Origin of the sequence: Variovorax beijingensis (assembly GCF_003951285.1) — a bacterium.
GTDB lineage: Bacteria > Pseudomonadota > Gammaproteobacteria > Burkholderiales > Burkholderiaceae_C > Variovorax > Variovorax beijingensis.
In genome coordinates this window covers 1-17,344 of sequence record NZ_RXFQ01000017.1, presented here as the reverse complement: position 1 = coordinate 17,344, position 17,344 = coordinate 1, and the positions used below count along the sequence as shown (strand labels likewise).

General features: G+C 68.8%; 18 protein-coding genes. 4 read left to right on the top strand and 14 right to left on the bottom strand.

Annotation, left to right across the window (positions count from 1 at the left end; translation table 11 throughout):
• Positions 1-3: 3 nt before the first annotated feature.
• Complete coding sequence (locus tag EJO66_RS24470) at positions 4-696, bottom strand: histidine phosphatase family protein (protein ID WP_124960117.1); 693 nt, start codon at positions 694-696, stop codon at positions 4-6.
• Between the two features lie 125 nt (positions 697-821).
• On the opposite strand from EJO66_RS24470, the gene EJO66_RS24465 reads away from it, so the two are divergent.
• Positions 822-1,523 carry an alpha/beta fold hydrolase gene (locus EJO66_RS24465; RefSeq protein WP_223262342.1) on the top strand — a complete coding sequence of 234 codons (702 nt, stop codon included), beginning with the start codon at positions 822-824 and terminating at the stop codon, positions 1,521-1,523.
• On the opposite strand, the gene pcp is transcribed toward EJO66_RS24465, so the two are convergent.
• The 7 genes from pcp to EJO66_RS24430 form a co-directional block, all read right to left on the bottom strand.
• Positions 1,511-2,170 (bottom strand): pyroglutamyl-peptidase I, encoded by a 660-nt coding sequence (gene pcp, locus EJO66_RS24460; RefSeq protein WP_125966372.1) that lies wholly within the window; start codon positions 2,168-2,170, stop codon positions 1,511-1,513. The two genes, EJO66_RS24465 and pcp, sit on opposite strands and share 13 nt — an antisense overlap.
• 16 nt (positions 2,171-2,186) lie before the next feature.
• The gene (gene pxpA, locus EJO66_RS24455) at positions 2,187-2,927 is read right to left on the bottom strand and encodes a 5-oxoprolinase subunit PxpA (RefSeq protein WP_124960119.1); all 741 of its coding nucleotides are present in this window, start codon (positions 2,925-2,927) and stop codon (positions 2,187-2,189) included.
• Between the two features lie 70 nt (positions 2,928-2,997).
• Entirely contained in the window at positions 2,998-3,996 is a 999-nt protein-coding gene (locus tag EJO66_RS24450; RefSeq protein WP_125966371.1) for a 5-oxoprolinase subunit C family protein, read from the bottom strand.
• A complete protein-coding gene (gene pxpB, locus EJO66_RS24445; RefSeq protein ID WP_124960121.1) occupies positions 3,993-4,658 on the bottom strand; it encodes a 5-oxoprolinase subunit PxpB in 666 nt (221 codons plus the stop codon). Before pxpB ends, EJO66_RS24450 begins: the two co-directional genes overlap by 4 nt.
• Before the next feature lie 143 nt (positions 4,659-4,801).
• On the bottom strand, positions 4,802-5,305 hold the full coding sequence (gene coaD, locus EJO66_RS24440; RefSeq protein ID WP_015867138.1) for a pantetheine-phosphate adenylyltransferase: 504 nt from the start codon (positions 5,303-5,305) through the stop codon (positions 4,802-4,804).
• Positions 5,306-5,348: 43 nt separating this feature from the next.
• A complete protein-coding gene (locus EJO66_RS24435; protein WP_125966370.1) occupies positions 5,349-6,017 on the bottom strand; it encodes an RsmD family RNA methyltransferase in 669 nt (222 codons plus the stop codon).
• A gap of 30 nt (positions 6,018-6,047) precedes the next feature.
• Positions 6,048-6,683 (bottom strand): LysE/ArgO family amino acid transporter, encoded by a 636-nt coding sequence (locus tag EJO66_RS24430; RefSeq protein ID WP_125966369.1) that lies wholly within the window; start codon positions 6,681-6,683, stop codon positions 6,048-6,050.
• 81 nt (positions 6,684-6,764) lie between these two features.
• Between EJO66_RS24430 and EJO66_RS24425 the strand changes: the two genes are divergently transcribed.
• Positions 6,765-7,682: a LysR family transcriptional regulator ArgP gene (locus tag EJO66_RS24425; protein ID WP_124960124.1), complete on the top strand. Its 918-nt coding sequence runs from the start codon at positions 6,765-6,767 to the stop codon at positions 7,680-7,682.
• 11 nt (positions 7,683-7,693) lie between these two features.
• Here EJO66_RS24425 and EJO66_RS24420 read toward each other — a convergent pair whose 3' ends face one another.
• On the bottom strand, positions 7,694-9,040 hold the full coding sequence (locus EJO66_RS24420; RefSeq protein ID WP_124960125.1) for a M16 family metallopeptidase: 1,347 nt from the start codon (positions 9,038-9,040) through the stop codon (positions 7,694-7,696).
• 17 nt (positions 9,041-9,057) lie between these two features.
• A complete protein-coding gene (locus EJO66_RS24415; RefSeq protein WP_420856701.1) occupies positions 9,058-10,524 on the bottom strand; it encodes a M16 family metallopeptidase in 1,467 nt (488 codons plus the stop codon).
• A gap of 29 nt (positions 10,525-10,553) precedes the next feature.
• On the opposite strand from EJO66_RS24415, the gene ftsY reads away from it, so the two are divergent.
• Entirely contained in the window at positions 10,554-11,810 is a 1,257-nt protein-coding gene (gene ftsY / locus EJO66_RS24410; RefSeq protein ID WP_125966368.1) for a signal recognition particle-docking protein FtsY, read from the top strand.
• Positions 11,811-11,834: 24 nt separating this feature from the next.
• Here the strand turns inward: ftsY and EJO66_RS32830 are convergent, their stop codons facing one another.
• The 3 genes from EJO66_RS32830 to EJO66_RS24390 form a co-directional block, all read right to left on the bottom strand.
• The gene (locus EJO66_RS32830; protein WP_185738362.1) at positions 11,835-12,869 is read right to left on the bottom strand and encodes a hypothetical protein; all 1,035 of its coding nucleotides are present in this window, start codon (positions 12,867-12,869) and stop codon (positions 11,835-11,837) included.
• A gap of 134 nt (positions 12,870-13,003) precedes the next feature.
• Positions 13,004-14,797, bottom strand: a complete 1,794-nt coding sequence (locus EJO66_RS24395) for a hybrid sensor histidine kinase/response regulator (RefSeq protein ID WP_124960129.1) — start codon at positions 14,795-14,797, stop codon at positions 13,004-13,006.
• A gap of 10 nt (positions 14,798-14,807) precedes the next feature.
• Entirely contained in the window at positions 14,808-15,521 is a 714-nt protein-coding gene (locus tag EJO66_RS24390) for a response regulator transcription factor (protein ID WP_124960130.1), read from the bottom strand.
• A gap of 165 nt (positions 15,522-15,686) precedes the next feature.
• On the opposite strand from EJO66_RS24390, the gene EJO66_RS24385 reads away from it, so the two are divergent.
• Entirely contained in the window at positions 15,687-16,151 is a 465-nt protein-coding gene (locus EJO66_RS24385; protein ID WP_124960131.1) for an Mpo1 family 2-hydroxy fatty acid dioxygenase, read from the top strand.
• A gap of 841 nt (positions 16,152-16,992) precedes the next feature.
• Here EJO66_RS24385 and EJO66_RS24380 read toward each other — a convergent pair.
• On the bottom strand, positions 16,993-17,344 hold a 352-nt coding region (locus EJO66_RS24380), incomplete at its 5' end, for a calcium-binding protein (RefSeq protein WP_206168889.1).

Below are 17,344 nucleotides of genomic sequence, written 5' to 3'. Positions count from 1 at the left end.
GGCTCAGCTCCTCTTCAGATGGCGCCGCTGGTCGTAGGTCGGCTGCGGCGGCAGGTCGGCCAGATGGCGCGTGTCGGCCCAGTCGAGAATTTCGATGGCATCGGGCATGGCCGGGTCGGCAATGCGGATGCGGTTGAAGCCCGCGTTGGGAATATCGCTCTGGCGCGGCCCGCTGAGGCTGAGCCCGCGCGCGGTGCGCCACACCATGTCGAGCACGCCGCCGTGCGTCACGACCACCAGCCGCTGCCCCCGGTGCGCAGCAGCCAGCGCGCCGATGGCCGCGACGATGCGCGTGTGGAATTCGCGCGCCGTCTCGCCTTCGGGCATGGCGTGGTCCTCGCGGAACTCCAGCCATTGCTCCCAGGCGCGCGGATGCAGCGCCTGGATCTCGTCGGCCCGCATGCCTTCGACAATGCCGAAATACTGCTCGCGCAAGCCCGCCGACGTGACCACCGGCAGCGACAGCTGCTGCGCGGCCGGCGCGGCGGTCTGCTGCGCGCGCATGAGGTCGCTGCTGATGATGTGCTGCGCGGTTTCGCCCGCCAGGCGCAGCCCGAGCCGGCGCGCCTGCTCGTGGCCGATGTCGTTGAGCGGCACGTCGGCATGCCCCTGGAAGCGCAGTTCGCGGTTCCAGGCGGTTTCGCCGTGGCGGATCAGGATGAGTTCGGTCGCGGGGTCGGGTGAAGGCGTGGGCATGGAACGCCCATTCTCCACTGCGTGCGTGACGCTCGGGACCTGGGCGGCATCATCTGTTGCAGGGCCGCCACCTGCAGCTCGAACGGCGCCGCGCGCCCGCGCCGGTGATGGCGCAAAATCCGGCCATGCCCCACCTTGTCCTGCTGCCCGGCCTTGCCTGCGACGAGCGCATCTGGGAGGCCCAGCTTCCCGCGCTTGCGCCCCTGTTCGAAACGCGCGTGACCGATGCCCACATGCGGCACGACACCATCGAAGCCATGGCCGCGGCCGTGCTGCGCGAGAACCCCGGCCCGCTCCTGCTGTGCGGCGCGTCGATGGGCGGCATGGTCGCGATGGAAGCCGCGCGGCAGGCGCCCGAACGCATCGCGGGGCTCGCGCTGCTGGGCACCAACGCCCGGCCCGAGGCGCCCGAGATGTACGAACTGCGCGAAAGCGCGATCGAACTGTTCGAGCGCGGCGAACTGCGCGACGTGATCGAGCCGAACGTGGTGTTCGCCTTCCATCCGGTGCAGGCCGCCGACGAGACGCTGGTGCAGCGCTACGTCGACATCGTGCTGGACGCCGGCACGCAGCAGCTCATCACCCAGAACCGCGCGGTGATGCGGCGCCCCGACGCGCGCACCCACCTGCCTTCGCTGCGTGCGCCGGTGCTGCTGGTGTGCGGCGATACGGACCGGCTGACCCCGCCCGACTGCACGCGCGAGATCGCGGCGCTGGTGCCGCATGCCGAGGTGGTATGGGTGCCGCAATGCGGCCACATGCTGACGATGGAGAAGCCCGCTTCCGTGAATGCGGCGCTGCTCGGCTGGCTCGCTCAGTGGAGCTGACCGCCGGTTTCGGCCACGTCTTTTGCAACGGCCAGCGCGGTCGCCACCGAGATGCGCAGCGCCTCGACCATGGTGGCCAGCGACATGCTCGGCGCACCGGGAAAACGCGCCGCCTGCTCGGGCAGGTAGGGAATGTGGATGAAGCCGCCGCGCAGCCCGGCCGCCGGGTGCGTGGCGATGCGGTGCATCAGGCCGTAGAAGATGTGGTTGCAGACGAAGGTGCCTGCCGTGTTCGATACCGACGCCGGAATGCCGGCCGCACGCAGGTCGCGCACCATCGCCTTGATCGGCAGCGTCGAGAAATACGCGGCGGGCGCGCCGGACACCACGGGCAGGTCGATCGGCTGCCGGCCCGCGTTGTCGGCAATGCGGCCGTCGTCGATGTTGATGGCCACGCGCTCGGGCGTGATCTCGGCGCGGCCGCCGGCCTGGCCGATGCACAGCACCAGCCGGGGCTGCAGTTCGTCCATCGCACTTGCAAGCGCCTCGATGGCCTGGCCGAAGACGCAGGGCATCTGGCGCGCATGCACGGTGGCTCGGCCGCAGGTCCAGCCGTCGAGTGCGCGCACGGCCTCCCATGAGGGGTTGAGGGCTTCGCGGTCGAACGGATCGAACCCGGTCAGCAGGACATTGGTTCGCTGGGCCACGGCTTGAACCGGGCGCTCAGGCCGTCGCGCGAACCGCGATGCCCTCTTGCTGCAGGCGCTCGCGAATGCGGCGCGCAAAGGCCAGCGCGTGGGCGCCATCGCCGTGCAGGCACACGGTCTGGGCATTGACCGGCACGATGCTGCCGTCGATGGCCTTGACCTTGCGGTCGCGCACCAGCGAGAGCGTCTGGGCGAGGGACTGTTCTTCGTCCTCGATCAGCGCGCCGGGCTGGCTGCGCGGCACCAGGCTGCCGTCGGGCATGTAGCCGCGGTCGGCAAAAACTTCTTCGACCGGCGTGAGGCCGGCGCGGCGCGCGGCGTCGATCATGCCGCTGCCCGCAAGGCCGAAGAACCGGAGCGAGGGATCGAAGCGCCGCACCGCCTCGCAGAGCGCGTCGGCGAGTTCGGGCTCCTTCACCGCCTGGTTGTAGAGCTGGCCGTGCGCCTTCACGTGCGAGAGCTGGCCGCCCTCGGCCTTGGCGATCGCGGCCAGCGCACCCACCTGGTAGAGCACATTGGCCACGATCTCGTCGGGCGGCAGGTGCATGGTGCTGCGGCCGAAGTTCTCGCGGTCCGGGAAGCTCGGATGGGCGCCGATGGCCACGCCGTGCTCGATGGCCCAGCGCACGCATTGCCGCATGGTCTTGGCGTCGCCCGCATGCCAGCCGCATGCGATGTTGGCCGAGCTCACGAGGCCGAGCAGCGCTTCGTCGCTGCCGGCGCCTTCGCCGAGATCGGCATTCAGGTCGATTTGCATGGGGTCGGTTCCTTCTTCAAGACGGGCCGGCACGCCGGGCCAGCCGGTGCGCCTGCACTGCTCGCACAGTCTATGCCGGTCTGGTCCAGCCCGCTGCCGCCAGCCCTTGCGCCACCTGCGCAAGATAGCGCTGCTGCTCGGCCCAGGCCTCGAGCGCCGCGGCCATGTCGACCTGCACCAGCCGCAGCCGGCCGTCCAGCGGTGCCTGCGCGAGCTTCCACAGGTCGGCGCGGATCACCACGCCGATGCGCGGATAGCCGCCGGTGGTCTGCGCGTCGCCCATCAGGATGATCGGCTGGCCCGAGGGCGGCACCTGGATCGTGCCGGGAATGACGCCCGACGAGAGCATGTCGGCGCTGCGCCGGCGCTTGAGCTCGGCGCCCGCGAGCCGGCTTCCCATGCGGTTGCTCTGCGCGGTGATGCGCCAGCGCTCGCTCCAGAGCAGCGCGTGCGAGGCGGCGGTGAACTGGTCGAACTCGGGGCCGGGCAAGACGCGCAGCGCGATGGCGGAATCGCTTTCCTCGGGGCCCCAATCCGGACCGCGCAGGCCGAACGGGCGCCGGGCGAGCTGGACGCCATCGAGCGCCGTGGCGCCCAGCGGGAGCCGGTCGCCCTTGCGCAATGCGCGCCCCTGGTAGCCGCCGAAGCCGGCCTTCAGGTCGGTGCTGCGCGAGCCGAGCACCGGCGGCACGTCGACGCCGCCCGCCACCGCGAGCCAGCTGCGCAAGCCGGCTTTCTTGATGCCGGCCACGTTGGCGCCCGCGAGCTTGAGCGTCTGGCCCGCAGCGACAGGCATGCTCCAGCAGGGCCAGAGCGGCGCGCCGTCGAGCCGGGCGCCGAAGCCGTCGCCCACCAGCGCGATGCGCGTGGCGGTCTCGAAGCGGATCTCGCAGCCGCCCATGGTGAGTTCGAGGCCCGCCGCGCCGTCGGCATTGCCGACCAGCCGGTTCGCCAGCGTGAGCGCCAACACGTCGAGCGCACCGCCGGGGCAGATGCCGAGCTGGCGGTGCCCATGCCGCCCCAGGTCCTGCACCGAGGCCAGCATGCCGGGCTTCTGCACCAGCATCATGTCTGCACGCTTTCGACGACGAAGCGCACGTGGTCGCCCGGACGCAGCAGGGTGGGCGGCTCGGCCAACGGATCGAAGAGTTCGAGCGAGGTGCGGCCGATCAGCTGCCAGCCGCCCGGCGACACCAGCGGATAGATGCCGGTCTGCTCGCCGCCGATGCCGACCGAGCGCGCGGGCACCGCCGTGCGCGGCTCGGCGCGGCGCGGCGTGGCGAGTTCGGGCGGCAACCCACCCATGAAGGCGAAGCCGGGCAGGAAGCCCAGCAGGTAGACCACGTAGTCGGCCGCGCTGTGGCGCCGCACCACTTCGGCCGGCGTGAGCCCGGTGTGCGCCGCGACGTCGGCCAGGTCAGGGCCGTGCTCGCCGCCATAGGCCACCGGAATCTCCACCCTCCGTCCCTCGATGGCGGTGGCCGACAGCCGCGGCCAGGCTTCGTTCACGCGCGCCGTCAGCGCCTCGATATCGATCGCGGTCGGATCGAAGGTCAGCGTGAGGTTGTTCATGCCCGGCAGCACCTCGCCCACGCCGGCCCATTGCTGCACCTCGGCGCCCAGCGCCCAGATCTGCTGCTGCTGCGCCAGCGTGGCGGGCGGCGGCAGCTCGCAAAGCAGCGCCGCATCGCCCAGCGGATGCAGGCGAGGGAAAGGGAATCGGCCACTCATCTCAAAACCCCATGCCGACTATGCGCACGACGGCCTTGCATCTTCGTGGAACACCGCGGAACCGGCTTTGACGGGCCGCTGGTGTTGCCCCCGGCGAGGGGGTTGGCGAAGCGACACGAAGTGCGCGAAGACTGGGGGAGTACCTATTCACGGCCGAGGCTGCGCACCTTGGCTGCGAGCTGCTTCTCCACATCGGGAGAGACGAACTTGTGGACCTCGCCGCCGAGCATGGCGATCTCGCGCACGAAGGTGCTCGAGATGAACTGGTACTTGTCGCTGGGGGTCAGGAACACGGTTTCGACGTCGGGCATCAGCGAGCGGTTCATGCCCGCGAGCTGGAATTCGTAGTCGAAGTCGGTCACGGCACGCAGGCCGCGCACCATCGCCTTGCCGCCGCGCGCCACCACGAAGTCGCGCAGCAGGCCCGAGAAGCTCTCGACCGTGACCTGGTCGCTGTAGGGCTTCACGGCCTCGCGCGCCATCTCGATGCGCTCCTGCAGGCTGAACAGCGCCTTCTTGTGATGGCCGGCCGCCACCGCGACGATGACCTTGGAGAAAAGCTGGGTTGCACGCCGCACCACGTCCTCGTGGCCGAGGGTGATGGGATCGAAAGTGCCGGGATAAACCGCGATCACGTTGCTGGCCATGGTTGCTTCTTCCTCATGCAGCCGGTGCGGCTTGTTCGGCGGATTATGCAGTCCCGTTTGCGGCCTGCCGCAGCAAGTGGGCGTGCACCGCCCCTGCCTTGAGGTAACGAAAACCAACAAGGCCGAGCGCGGCCAGCTCCTCGTCGCTCCAGCGGCGCGGTGCTTCCAGGTAGACGGCGCCGCCGGTTTTCATGGCGCGCGCGGCGGCCCGCAGCGCGGGTTCGTAGAGGGCGATGCTCTCGAAAGGCGGATCGAGAAAGACCGCATCCAGGCTGCCTGCGGGCGCACGCTCGAGCGCGGCGAGCCCGCTGCCGCGCTCGATGCGCACGGCCTCGGCCGAAAGCTTCGCCTTGGCGGCCTGCAGCTGGGCCACGAGCGCGGCGTCCTGTTCGCAGAGCAGCACGCTCGCGGCACCGCGCGACGCGGCCTCCAGGCCGAGCGCCCCGGTGCCTGCGAAGGCATCGACGCAATGCCAGCCCGGCAGCTCGCCGCCGCCGGCGCCCGCGATGCTCGCGAGCCAGTTGAACAGCGTCTCGCGCACGCGGTCGGGCGTGGGGCGAAGGCCCGGCTTGTCGGCCACCGGAAGGCGGCTGCGCTTCCATTGGCCACCGATGATGCGCACCTCGTGCGGCAGTGATTTCGATCGCGGCGACGGTGACGAGGGCGGCGTCGAGGGGGAGCGCCTGGCGGCTGCGGCTTTCTTCTGGGGCATGCGGCAAGCTTAACGCCGCTGCATGCGAGCTCAGGTGCCCAGAAGCGCCCGCCGTGCCAGCAGCGCTGCAAGCAGCAGCATCGTGCCGCCGATCAGCGCGTCGAGCATCTGCCAGGCGCGCGGCCGCGCAAACACCGGTGCCAGCCAGCGCGCACCGAAGCCCAGCGCCGAGAACCACAGTGCGCTCGCAAGCGCCGACCCGGCGACGAACCAGGCCTTGAGCGCGCCGCCGTACTGGGCGCCGGTGCTGCCCACGAGCAGCACGGTGTCGAGATAGACGTGCGGATTCAGCAAGGTGAAGCCCGCCGCCTGCGCCAGCACGGCGGTGCGCGAGAGCGGCACGCCCTGGGCCTTCGCCTGCAGTGCGCCGGGCTGCCGGGCACGCCACAGCGCGCGCAGCCCGTAGCCCCCCAGGAACAGCGCACCGAGGCCGGCGAGGGCGGTGGCGAATGCGGGCCGCCCTTTCAGTGCCTGCGCCATGCCGGCCACGCCGGCCGTGATCAGGATGGCATCGCTCGCCGCACAGAACAGCACCACGGCGCTCACATGCTCGCGCCGCAGCCCCTGGCGCAGCACATAGGCGTTCTGCGCGCCGATGGCGACGATGAGCACCAGGCTCATGAGAAACCCGTTGACGAATGCGGCAGAGATTTGTTCGATGACCATGGCGTCAGCTTGCCGCTTCGGCTTCATTAATTCAAACTAAACTTCCTAAGCCTTATTCATTTTTTCTAATTCACGCGAAGCATGCTCGACTACGCCGCCCTGAATGCATTGGCCGCGGTGGTGCGCGAAGGCAGCTTCGAGCGCGCGGCCCGCGCACTGAACGTCACGCCTTCGGCTGTCTCGCAGCGCGTGAAGCTGCTCGAGGAGCGCACAGGCGGCGCGCTGCTGGTGCGCGGCCAGCCCTGCATCGCGACGGAAGCCGGGCAGCAGCTGTGCCGGCACATCGAACGCGTAGGCATGCTGGAGCACGAGTTGCGCGAGGCGCTGCCCGCGCTCGGCATGGGTGGCCGAAGCGGCGAGGGGGCCGAGCGGGTCACGGTGCGGGTGGCAGTGAACGCCGACAGCCTGGCCAGCTGGTTCATGGCCGCTGCCGCGGCCTTTGCAAGGCGGGAAGAATCCGCCCTGCTCGACCTGACCGTGGACGACCAGGACCACACCGCCGAGCGCCTGCGAAGCGGCGCGGTGCTGGCGGCCGTCACCGCCCTGGCGCAACCGGTGGCCGGCTGCAACAGCGAGGCGCTGGGCGCCATGCACTACGTGGCCGCCGCGAGCCCGGAGTTCGTCGAGCGGTACTTCGCCAAGGGCGTGGGTGCGCGCACCCTGGCCCATGCGCCGAGCCTGGTGTTCGACCGCAAGGACCGGCTGCAGGCGCGCTGGGTGCGGCGCATCTGCCACCGCAGCATCGAGACGCCGCGGCACTGGCTGCCCTCGGCCCAGGGTTTCGTCGAAGCGGCGCGCGCCGGCATGGGCTGGGGGATGCTGCCGGCCAGCATGGCAGCCGATGCGATGCGCACGGGCGCGCTGATGGAGCTGGTACCCGGCTCGACGCTGCAGGTGCCGCTCTACTGGCAGCAGGCGCGCGCCGCGCCGCAGCTGCTCGAACGCCTCAAGGCCGCGGTGCGCGCAGCCGCCGCAAGCGGCGCGCACGCCCTGCGCTGAAAGACGCGGCCCTATTTGCCGCCCACCACCACCGTCACCATGCGTTCGGGCTGCAGCTTGCGCGCGAAGGCGGCCCGGACCTCGGCCGCCGTGACCGCGTTCATGCGCGCGGTCCAGGTGTCGAGATAGTCGAGCGGCAGGTCGTGCCAGGCGATGTTGGCCACGTTGCCGATGAGCTTGCGGTTGCTGTCCAGCAGCAGCGGGAAGCCGCCGATCAGGTTGTCCTTGGCGGCCTTGAGCTCGGCGGCGGTCGGGCCTTCGGCCACGAACCTGGCGAGCACTTCGCGCGAGACCTTCACGGCTTCTTCGGCCTGGTCGGGACGCGTCTGGAAGCCGACGCGGAAGGCACCGGCGTCCAGCCCCGGCGCAAAGCCGCTGTAGACGCTGTAGGCCAGGCCGCGCTTCTCGCGCACTTCGTTGGTCAGCCGCGAGACGAAGCCGCCGCCGCCCAGCACGTAGTTGCCGAGCGTGAGCGCGAAATGGTCGGGGTCCTTGCGCGGATAGCCGGGCTGGCCGATCAGCACGTGGGCCTGGGCCGAAGCGAACGGAATGCGCTCGTCCCTGGGCGCGCCGAGCGCGGCCACCGGTGCGATCGCGGGGAGCGGCGTGCACGCCTCGGGCCCGGGCAGCCGGGAGAGCAGCGCAGTGGCCATGGCTTCCGCCTCGGCGCGGGTCACTGCACCCACGATGCTGAGCTTGGCCCGGCATGGCACGATCAGCTGCTGGTAGCGCTGCCGCATGGCGGCGGTGTCGATGCGCGCGAGCGTGGCTTCGGTGACTTCCTGGCCGTAGGGATGGCTACCGTAGACGGCCTTCGCGAAGGCACGGCCCGCGATGGTCGCCGGCTTGGTGTTGGCTTCCTTCAGCGAGGCATTGATGCGCTCTCGCTCGCGCTGCCAGACGTCGTCGGGAAAGGCCGGCTCGCCGATCTCGCGCGAGGCCAGCGCCACCACCTTGGCGAGGAGGGCCGGGTCGGACAGCGTGCGCAGCGAGTAGCTGGCGCGGTCGGTGCCGGCGCTGGTGTCGAACTCGGCGCCCAGGTCGGCCCAGGCTTCGCCGAGCGCGTTCTCGTCGAGCGCCGGCTCGCCGTTCTTTCCAGCGCGAACGCCCTTCTCGACCATGGTCGCGGTCGCGCTGGCCAGCCCGGCCTGGCCCGCCGGATCGCGCCGGCTGCCGGCGTCGAAATCGATCTGCACGTCGACGATGGGCAGCGCCTGGGTCGACACCAGGTAGATCCTGGCGCCGCTCGCGAGCGTCCAGTGCTCGATCGGCAGCGCGGCCTGTGCGGCGTTCAGGCCCGCGAAGACAGTGGCAGCCGCGAACAGCGCGGAGCGCAGGGTTTTTGTCATGGGGGTCATTGAAGAATCCGGGCCTTTCAGCGCAGTTCGCCCTGCGGGGCGGCAAAACCGCGGCCGCGCGGCCTGGCTTCGAGCGGCAACGGGCGCAGCGTGGCCACGGTGAGCTGGTCGTCGCCGAAGTATTTGGCGGCCACGGCCTGCACCTGGGCCGGGGTCACGGTCTGCAGCTTCGCGACGATGCGCGCGCTGGTGTCCAGCGGCAGCCCCTGCACCCAGTTGCTGCCGAGCTCGCGGGCCTGCGCCATCACGGAGTCGCGCTTGTAGGTCTGGCTGGCCACCCACTGCGTCTTGACGCGCGCGAGCTCGGCTTCGCTCACGCCTTCCTTCGCGACACGCGCCACCTGGGCGCGCAACGCCGCCTCCACCGCTTCGGCGCTCTTGCCGTGGGCCGGCACGCCCACCAGCATGAACAGCTGCGGCCCGCGGCCGGCCAGGCCCGAATAGGCACCGGCCGAATCGGCCACGCGGTCGGGGCCCTGGGTCAGGGCGCGGTCGAGCCGTGCGCCCGTATAGCCGTCGAGCACGGCCGACAGCACTTCGAGCGCCCACACGTCGCTGTCCGCGGCATCGATGCTCTCCAGCTGCGGAATGCGGAACGCGAGCGACACGTAGGCCTGCTCGGCCGGCGCCTTGAACTCGATGCGGCGGATGCCGCGCTGCGCGGGCTCGGTGCGCGGCTTGCGCGCGGGCACGGCACGCGCAGGAATGCTGCCGTAGTACTTCTCGGCCAGCGCACGCACCTGGGCCACGTCGACGTCGCCCACCACCACCACGGCGGCATTGGCGGGCACGTACCAGTGGCGGAAGAAGGCGCGGGCGTCGTCGGGCGTCATGGCGTCGAGGTCGCTCATCCAGCCGACGACGGGGCGGTGGTAGGGCGAGGCCGTGAACACGGCCGCGTTCTGCTGCTCGCCGAGCAGCGCGCGCGGCTGGTCTTCGGTGCGCAGGCGCCGTTCTTCCTTGACCACCTCGATCTCGCGCTTGAACTCGTCGTCGGACCACTGGTTGTTGGCGAAGCGGTCCGATTCGAGCTTCATGACCTGCTCCAGGCTGGCCACGGGAATCTGCTGGTAATAGCCTGTGTAGTCGCGCGTGGTGAAGGCGTTCTCCTGGCCGCCCAGCGCCGCCACGCGTCGCGAGAACTCGCCGGGCTTGATGTCCTTGGTGCCCTTGAACATCATGTGCTCGAGCACGTGGGCCACGCCCGAAGTGCCGTCGACCTCGTCGACCGAGCCCACGCGCACCCAGAGCATCTGCACCGCGGTGGGCGCGCGCCTGTCGGGCTGCACCAGCAGCGTCATGCCGTTGGCCAGGGTGAATTGCCGGGGTGCGGAGGCCGCCGCGGCAGCGTCGGAGGGAGCGGCAGTGGATGGAGCGGCGGAAACCGGTGTGGGCTGGGCCTGCGCAGGCATGGCCCACAGCGCGCAAAGCGCCATTGCCAGCACCGCACCGGACGCAGCACGGCGTGGCGAGGGGTGTTTCATAGAATGGGTCGGATTGTAAAAAGCTCCCGATGTTCAGTTTCTTCAAGAAAAAACCGCCTGCCGAATCCCCGGCCGCGCCGGCGCCCTCGCCGGCCGCCGAGCCGGCACCTGCGCCTGCGCCCGCTGCCGCGCCCGCACGCTCGGTGTTCTCTCCGTCGAGCTGGTTCGGCTCGAAGCCGGCCGCGGAGGAAGCGGCGCCGCCGCCTGCAGCACCAGACGAAGCGCCCTCGGTCGCGCCCCCTCCGCCGCCACCCGCGGCCACGCCACCAGCCGCCCCCGCGGCGCCGGACCTCGCGCCCGTGCCTGCTGCATCGGCGCCCGCGCCTGCCGTTCCGACCGTGCCGCCGCCCACGCCCGCCCTCGTCACCGAGGCCGCCATGCCGGCCGAGCGCAAGGGCTGGTTCGACAAGCTCAAGACCGGCCTGCGCAAGACCGGCACAGGCATCCAGGCGGTGTTCGTCAACGCGCAGATCGACGAAGCGCTGTACGAGGAACTCGAATCGGCCCTGCTGATGGCCGACGCCGGCGTCAAGGCCACCGAATACCTGCTCGACGACCTGCGCGGCCGCGTCAAGCGCCAGATGGCGACCGATGCGTCGCAAGTGAAGCGGCTGCTGGCCGATGCGATCACCGACCTGCTCCAGCCGCTCGAAAAGCCGCTGGTGATCGGCCAGTTCACGCCGACGGTGATCATGGTGGCGGGCGTCAACGGCGCCGGCAAGACCACCTCGATCGGCAAGCTCACCAAGCACCTGGCCAGCGAAGGCGCCTCGGTGCTGCTGGCCGCGGCCGACACCTTCCGTGCGGCGGCGCGCGAGCAGCTGCTGGTCTGGGCCGACCGCAACACGGTCGAGATCGTGAGCCAGGAGGGCGGCGATCCGTCGGCCGTGAGCTTCGACGCAGTCACGGCCGGCAAGGCGCGCGGCAAGGACGTGGTGCTGGTCGACACCGCAGGCCGGCTGCCGACGCAGCTGCACCTGATGGACGAGCTCAAGAAGATCAAGCGCGTCGTCACCAAGGCCGACGCTACCGCGCCGCACGAGGTGCTGCTGGTAATCGACGGCAACACCGGGCAGAACGCCCTGGCGCAGGTCAGGGCCTTCGACGAGACGCTGGGCCTCACCGGCCTGGTGGTGACCAAGCTCGACGGCACGGCCAAGGGCGGCGTGCTCTGCGCCATTGCGCGCGAGCGGCCGGTTCCGGTCTACTTCATCGGCGTGGGCGAGAAGCTGGAAGACCTCGAGACCTTCAACGCACGCGAGTTCGCCCTGGCGCTGCTGGGCTGACGCGCCAGCAGCGGCCGCCTGGCCTCAAAAGCCGAAGAGGGAGCGGGTGTCGCAGAGAAAGCCGCTGCAGTTGGTCGGCTTGACGTAGAGTGTCCTGATCTGTCCGCTCGGCAGCCCGTATTCGCCCACCAGTGCGTTGCCCTTGGCACCTTCGGCGTTCGCCTGCACGATGTAGTCCGCGCTGTTGGCCGCGGGCTGCAGGTTCTGGTAGCTGAACGTGGCCGATTGCGACAGGTCTTTCTCGTAGAGCAGTTTCAAGCCGTCCGAGAAGACGTAGCCGGTCTTGAACCGGAAGCCCTGGGCGCCCTTCGCCTCGAACTGGGCCAGGAAGTCGGCGTCGCTGCCGGGCTGGTCCAGCGCTTCATAGCCGTAGGTGGCATTGCCTTGCGCGTCCTTTTGGAAGACCAGCACCGTGGCGCCGCCGACCATGTAGGCGCCGCCGACGCTGTAGTAGCCGTTGCCGCCCTGCGCATTGATCAGCGACAGATAGGCGGCGCTGTCGGTGGGTGCCGCCAGCACGGCATAGGTGTAGGTCGATGCCGAGCCATTGTCCTTGCGGTAGAGCGTGCGGATCTGGCCGCCGACCACGTAGGGCCCACCCCACTTGAAACCCCGAGCGCCCTGGGCGTTGAGCTGGGCCTGCAGGTCCGCCGTGGAGCCGGTGTCCGGCAGCAGCTCGAAGGCGTAGGTGGTACCGGCATCCTTCACGTAGGCCTCCACGACCTCCGAGCTGGTCGGGCTGGTGGGGAAGGCCAGTCCGCTGAAGAAGCGGAAGGCCCTGGCGCCCTGGGCATTGAGCTGGTCGAGAAACGCCGAGGCGTCGGCGGCGGGCGGCAGGGCCTCGTACATGAAGGTGCGGGTGGCCGGGGCGGGCGCTGGGGCCGGTGCCGGGGCGGGCGCTGGCGCCGGGGCGGGCGCTGGCGCCGGCGCGGGTGCAGGAGGCGGCGAGCCCCAGCCGATCGGCAATGCGCCACCCCCTCCGCCTCCCCCGCCGCCGCAGGCCGCCAGAGCCAGTGTGGCGGCCACTGCGGCTGCTACCGCTGCAAGCTTGAAACTCATTTGGAAATCCTCCCTGATCGATGTGTGTTGCGACCCAGGGAAGGTACGTCCGGGGGGCTGACGGCCACCAGTGCCGAAAGTCATGACATCGCCGGCAAACGCACCGGCAACTAACGACAGCAGATTCGAAAGTATTAGATTCTGGGTCGCTCCGAGCTTGCCGCTCGGGCCATCATCCGGAACAGCGAATCGGTAGCCACCGGCTTGAACAGCACGGGAACCCCGGATTCCCGCACGCGCTGCAGCCTGTCGGGCGAGGTCTCGCCGGTGATCAGCAGCAAGGGGATCGTGGGCCCGCCCTGCCGCCGGCCGCTCAGGCGCAGGCCCACATCCAGCCCATCGACGCCATCGGCCAGCCGGTAGTCGCACATCAGCAGCTCGAAAGGCCGCCTCTCGCGGCTCGCCTGCCGCAAGGCGGCGGCGGCAGCTGCTTCATCCGCGACGGCGAGCGCGTCGATCGAATGCGAGCGCAGCAGGCCCGTCATGGCTTCCCGGATTTCCGATTCGTCGTCCAGCAGCAGCACCCGCGCAGGCAGTGCCGGCGCCGCTCGCCCGGGCCGTTTTTCCTGCCGCGGCGCCGCAGCGTCGGCCGGGAAAGGTCCGGCCAGCACCCCGGCCAGCGGCGCGACGGCCGGCAGCACCACCCGGAAATGGGTGCCGCGCCCCAGCCGCGAATGCATTTGCACCGGGTGCCCCAGCAGGTGCGAGAGCCGCTGCACGATCGACAGGCCGATGCCCAGCCCCCGCGAGCGGTCGCGCCCCGGATTGTCGATCTGATAGAACTCCTCGAAGATCCGGTTCGACTGCTCGGGCGCAATGCCGATGCCGGTGTCCCGCACCTCGATCCACACGGACTCCCCGCGCTCGCGGGCCGTCACGGTCACTCCGCCGCGCGCGGTGTACTTGAGGGCGTTGTCCAGCAGGTTGGACAGCATCCGATGCAGCAGCTGTGGATCGCTGCGCACCCACAACCCGCTGGCGCGCACGCGCAACTGCAACTGCTTTTGCTCGGCCTGGGCCGAGAAGGTGTGGTTGAGCGGCAGGAACAGGGCATCGAGCTGGACGGCCTGGAGCACGGGCGTGACCACGCCGGCATCCAGCCGGGAGATGTCCAGCATGATGTCGAGCGAGGCGCCCAGGGCATTGACGGCGCGCATCAGGCGCTGCGCGTTCACTTCCTCCGGACGCCCGCGCAGCTCGTTCTCGAGCGCAGCGCCGAACAGCGCGATGGCGTGCAGCGGCTGGCGCAGGTCATGGCTGGCGCTGGCCAGGAAGCGGGTCTTTTCCTGGCTGGCGCGCTCGGTGGCAGCAATCTGCTCTTCCAGCCGCACGGCCAGGGCTTCCTTCTCGAAGCGCAGGATCAGCGAATCCGCCAGCAGCCTGTGCTCCTGCACGCCGACGCGCAGCATGAGAAACAGGTAGATCGAGGCAAAGGCCGCGAGAAAAAGATGGATGGAGTCGCGCTGCCACGCCAGCGCAATGATCAGCCCGCCCATCATGGGCAGCGTGTGGCCGAACAGCGCCGCTTTCAGCGGCCGCAGGGACTGCACGGCCCGGGCGCAGTTGCCCATCATCACCACCATCAGCGCGGCGGTGACCGGCAGGTTGCCCGCGGGCACGAAGATCCAGGGCGCCAGCGCATCGGCAAACCCCAGCAGGGTCACGATGCGGGTGATCCTGCGCGCCCACCAGGCACTGTCCGCCGCCGGAACCGACGGATTCCAGCGCGGCGTGAAGTACATGCACAGATACAGCGTCAGATGCAGCACGACGAACGGCAGCACCATCGGGTCGCCCAGCTGCAGGTACATGAACGTGCCGAGCACCAGCACGAAGACGACGCGGGCCAGGAAGGTGGCGTTGTAGTTGAAATAGACCGAGGCCACGTGCTCGCGCAGCACGCGCTGGTTCAGCGGCGTGTCGGCCATGCGCGGCGGCTCAACGCAGGCTGCTGATCAGCTGCGCACGCGAACGCACGCCGAACAGCAGCAGGATGGTCGATACATGGTTCTTCACCGTGCCTTCGCTCAGGTTCGCGAGTTGCGCGATTTCCTTGTTCGCCTTGCCTTCGAGCACCCATTGCAGCACCTGCATCTGGCGCGGCGTGAGTTCCTGCCAGGCGCTGGCCTGCGCTGATTCGGCGTAGCCGCCGAGCACCTTGGGCATCGTGGCGGGAGGGGGAACCTCGGACGCGTCAGGCTCGAGCAGGCCGCAGGCGCGGATGAATCCCACCACCTCCTTCAGGTCCGCCGACTTGGGAAGAAAGGCGCTCGCGCCCAACGCGACCGCCCCCTGTGCCAGCGACGTATTGCCGGTGCCCGACAGCACCACGATGCGGGCGGACGGGTGGCGCAGGCGAAATTCCGCGAGGCCGCTCAAGCCATGGGTATCGGGCAGCGCCAGATCCAGCAGCACCAGGCGGATCGACTCGCGGTGCTTCTCATAGAGCGCCAGCGCCTCGGCCGCGCTGGCGGCCTCGAAGACCTCGATGCTCGCCCCCGAAGAAGCGGTCTGCGCCTGGATCAGCGCGCGCACACCGAGCCGCAGCAAGTCGTGGTCGTCCACCACCAGGATGGCACCCGGCGCCTGCGCGGGGATGCCGCTCGCAAAAAGAGACGGCGGCGGGTTGGAGGAAGATTCGAGCGAAGCCACGCGGTCGATCTTAGCGAGGCCCCATCCGCGCAACAGTGCACTAAGTCATGGCGCGGCCGCCACCTTCAGGTGGTGTTCGCTACTATTTTCATAGCACTTGCCATCCACCGTGGGCGGGAGCACCATGCGCTACCCGCCGCATCGAGCGGCGTTTTGGAGACAACCATGATGCACACCGCCGACGCCCCGCTGGCAGCGGGCGAGCGCAAGGTCGACCGGCTGCTGGCCCACTATGGCGAAAGCCACCGCCATCCGACCAACGAGCTGATTCACTTCGCCGCGATCCCGGCCATCATGCTGAGCCTCGTCGGCCTGCTGTTTGCGCTGCACCCCTGGGCCGCCTACCTCTTCGTGGCGGCCAGCCTGGTCTACTACGCCCTGCTCCGCTCCCCTGCGTTTCTGCTCGCCATGCTGGCCGGCACGGCCCTGGTGCTGGCGCTGGTCCATGCGATGGGAAGCCTTGTACTGCCGGTTTCCGCCGCCATCTTCGTGGTGGCCTGGATCTTCCAGTTCATCGGCCACAAGATCGAAGGCAGGAAACCTTCTTTCTTCGAAGACATCCAATATCTTTGGGTGGGGCCGCTGTTCGTACTCTCCAAGCTGTTTCTGCGCCTCGGTATCCGCTGGTAATCCCCAGGTCGGACGCCGCCGCAGGCCGGATCTGTCGGTTTTCATTCAATAGGGAACCGCTCTCCTTTTGAAATCAAAGACATAGGCCGCAACCGATCATTCGGAGTGGAACTCGTGTTTCACTCAAGATGGAATTCCTTGCGGTTTGCACCATTAAATTTGGAATTTTCGGTCAGCGCATCAATTCTGCTTTGCCCCTGTTGACCAACCGCAGTCCCTGTGCACCATACTAAGGTCTTCAGGAGATTCATCTTCACAGTCGACAAACCTCTCTCAAGTCCTCGCCGGCCGCCAGCCGATCACGTCGACGACCTCAATAGTTCTTCTTCTGGGCAAGCCACAACCCAGCATCTGCAGAATGAGCCATCTCTACTGGACCTTCTGCGCGGGCTTCCCGACTCGGAGGACATTGAATTCGACCCGTCGCCCATACAGATCCAGCTTCGGCCATTCAATCTGGACTAGGTTGCCAAGACCGAGCGAAGACGTAGTGCGTGGCCAGTTCGGCAAAAGAATGCCGTTTGCACCAAGTGACTATGTGCCAATCGGCAGACGACTGACATCGGCCAACGGACGTGAGCCGGACGCCTAACTGAAGGAATGCCCTGCAGCGGCTCCCGTCTTGGTGCACGCTTTTCTCGAAGCCTTACTGCGCCAGGGCGGCGCACTGCAGCTTCTGTCGACCACATCCTGGCGATGTCTTTTCAACTTACGGAGATGTCGCTACCCAATCGTCTATGCTCAACGAAAAGGGCGATGAGGGGGATCTGTGATTGAAGAACGTGATCTGAGTGCGGGCCGCACAGGTGCGACGCTATCGATAAGCGTCGCACCGCGTGTCTCAGTGCCAGTTGGCAGCTATCACGGCATTCAAGGTGCTCTGATAGGTGCTTGGCAAGGTAGTCTGCCCTGACGCCGGAGGCGAAAACGCCGCCATTGCCTCGACAAGACCTTGCACTTGGCTGTCTAGCAAGACTTTTCCGTCGCTCGTTTTGAATTGTTCGACGTGATAGCTACTGCTCGCGTACCAGTTGCTGATAGTGAATTGATCAGAAGTCCCGATGATGCTTACCGATAGATCACTTCCACTCTTGGTAAACCAAAGTTGGTCAGCAGAAACACCGGCTCCGATCTGCGCGCTGTCCACGTTGCCCGCGGTGGTGTCGTAGTCGTAGACCGTGTCGCGCCCCGAG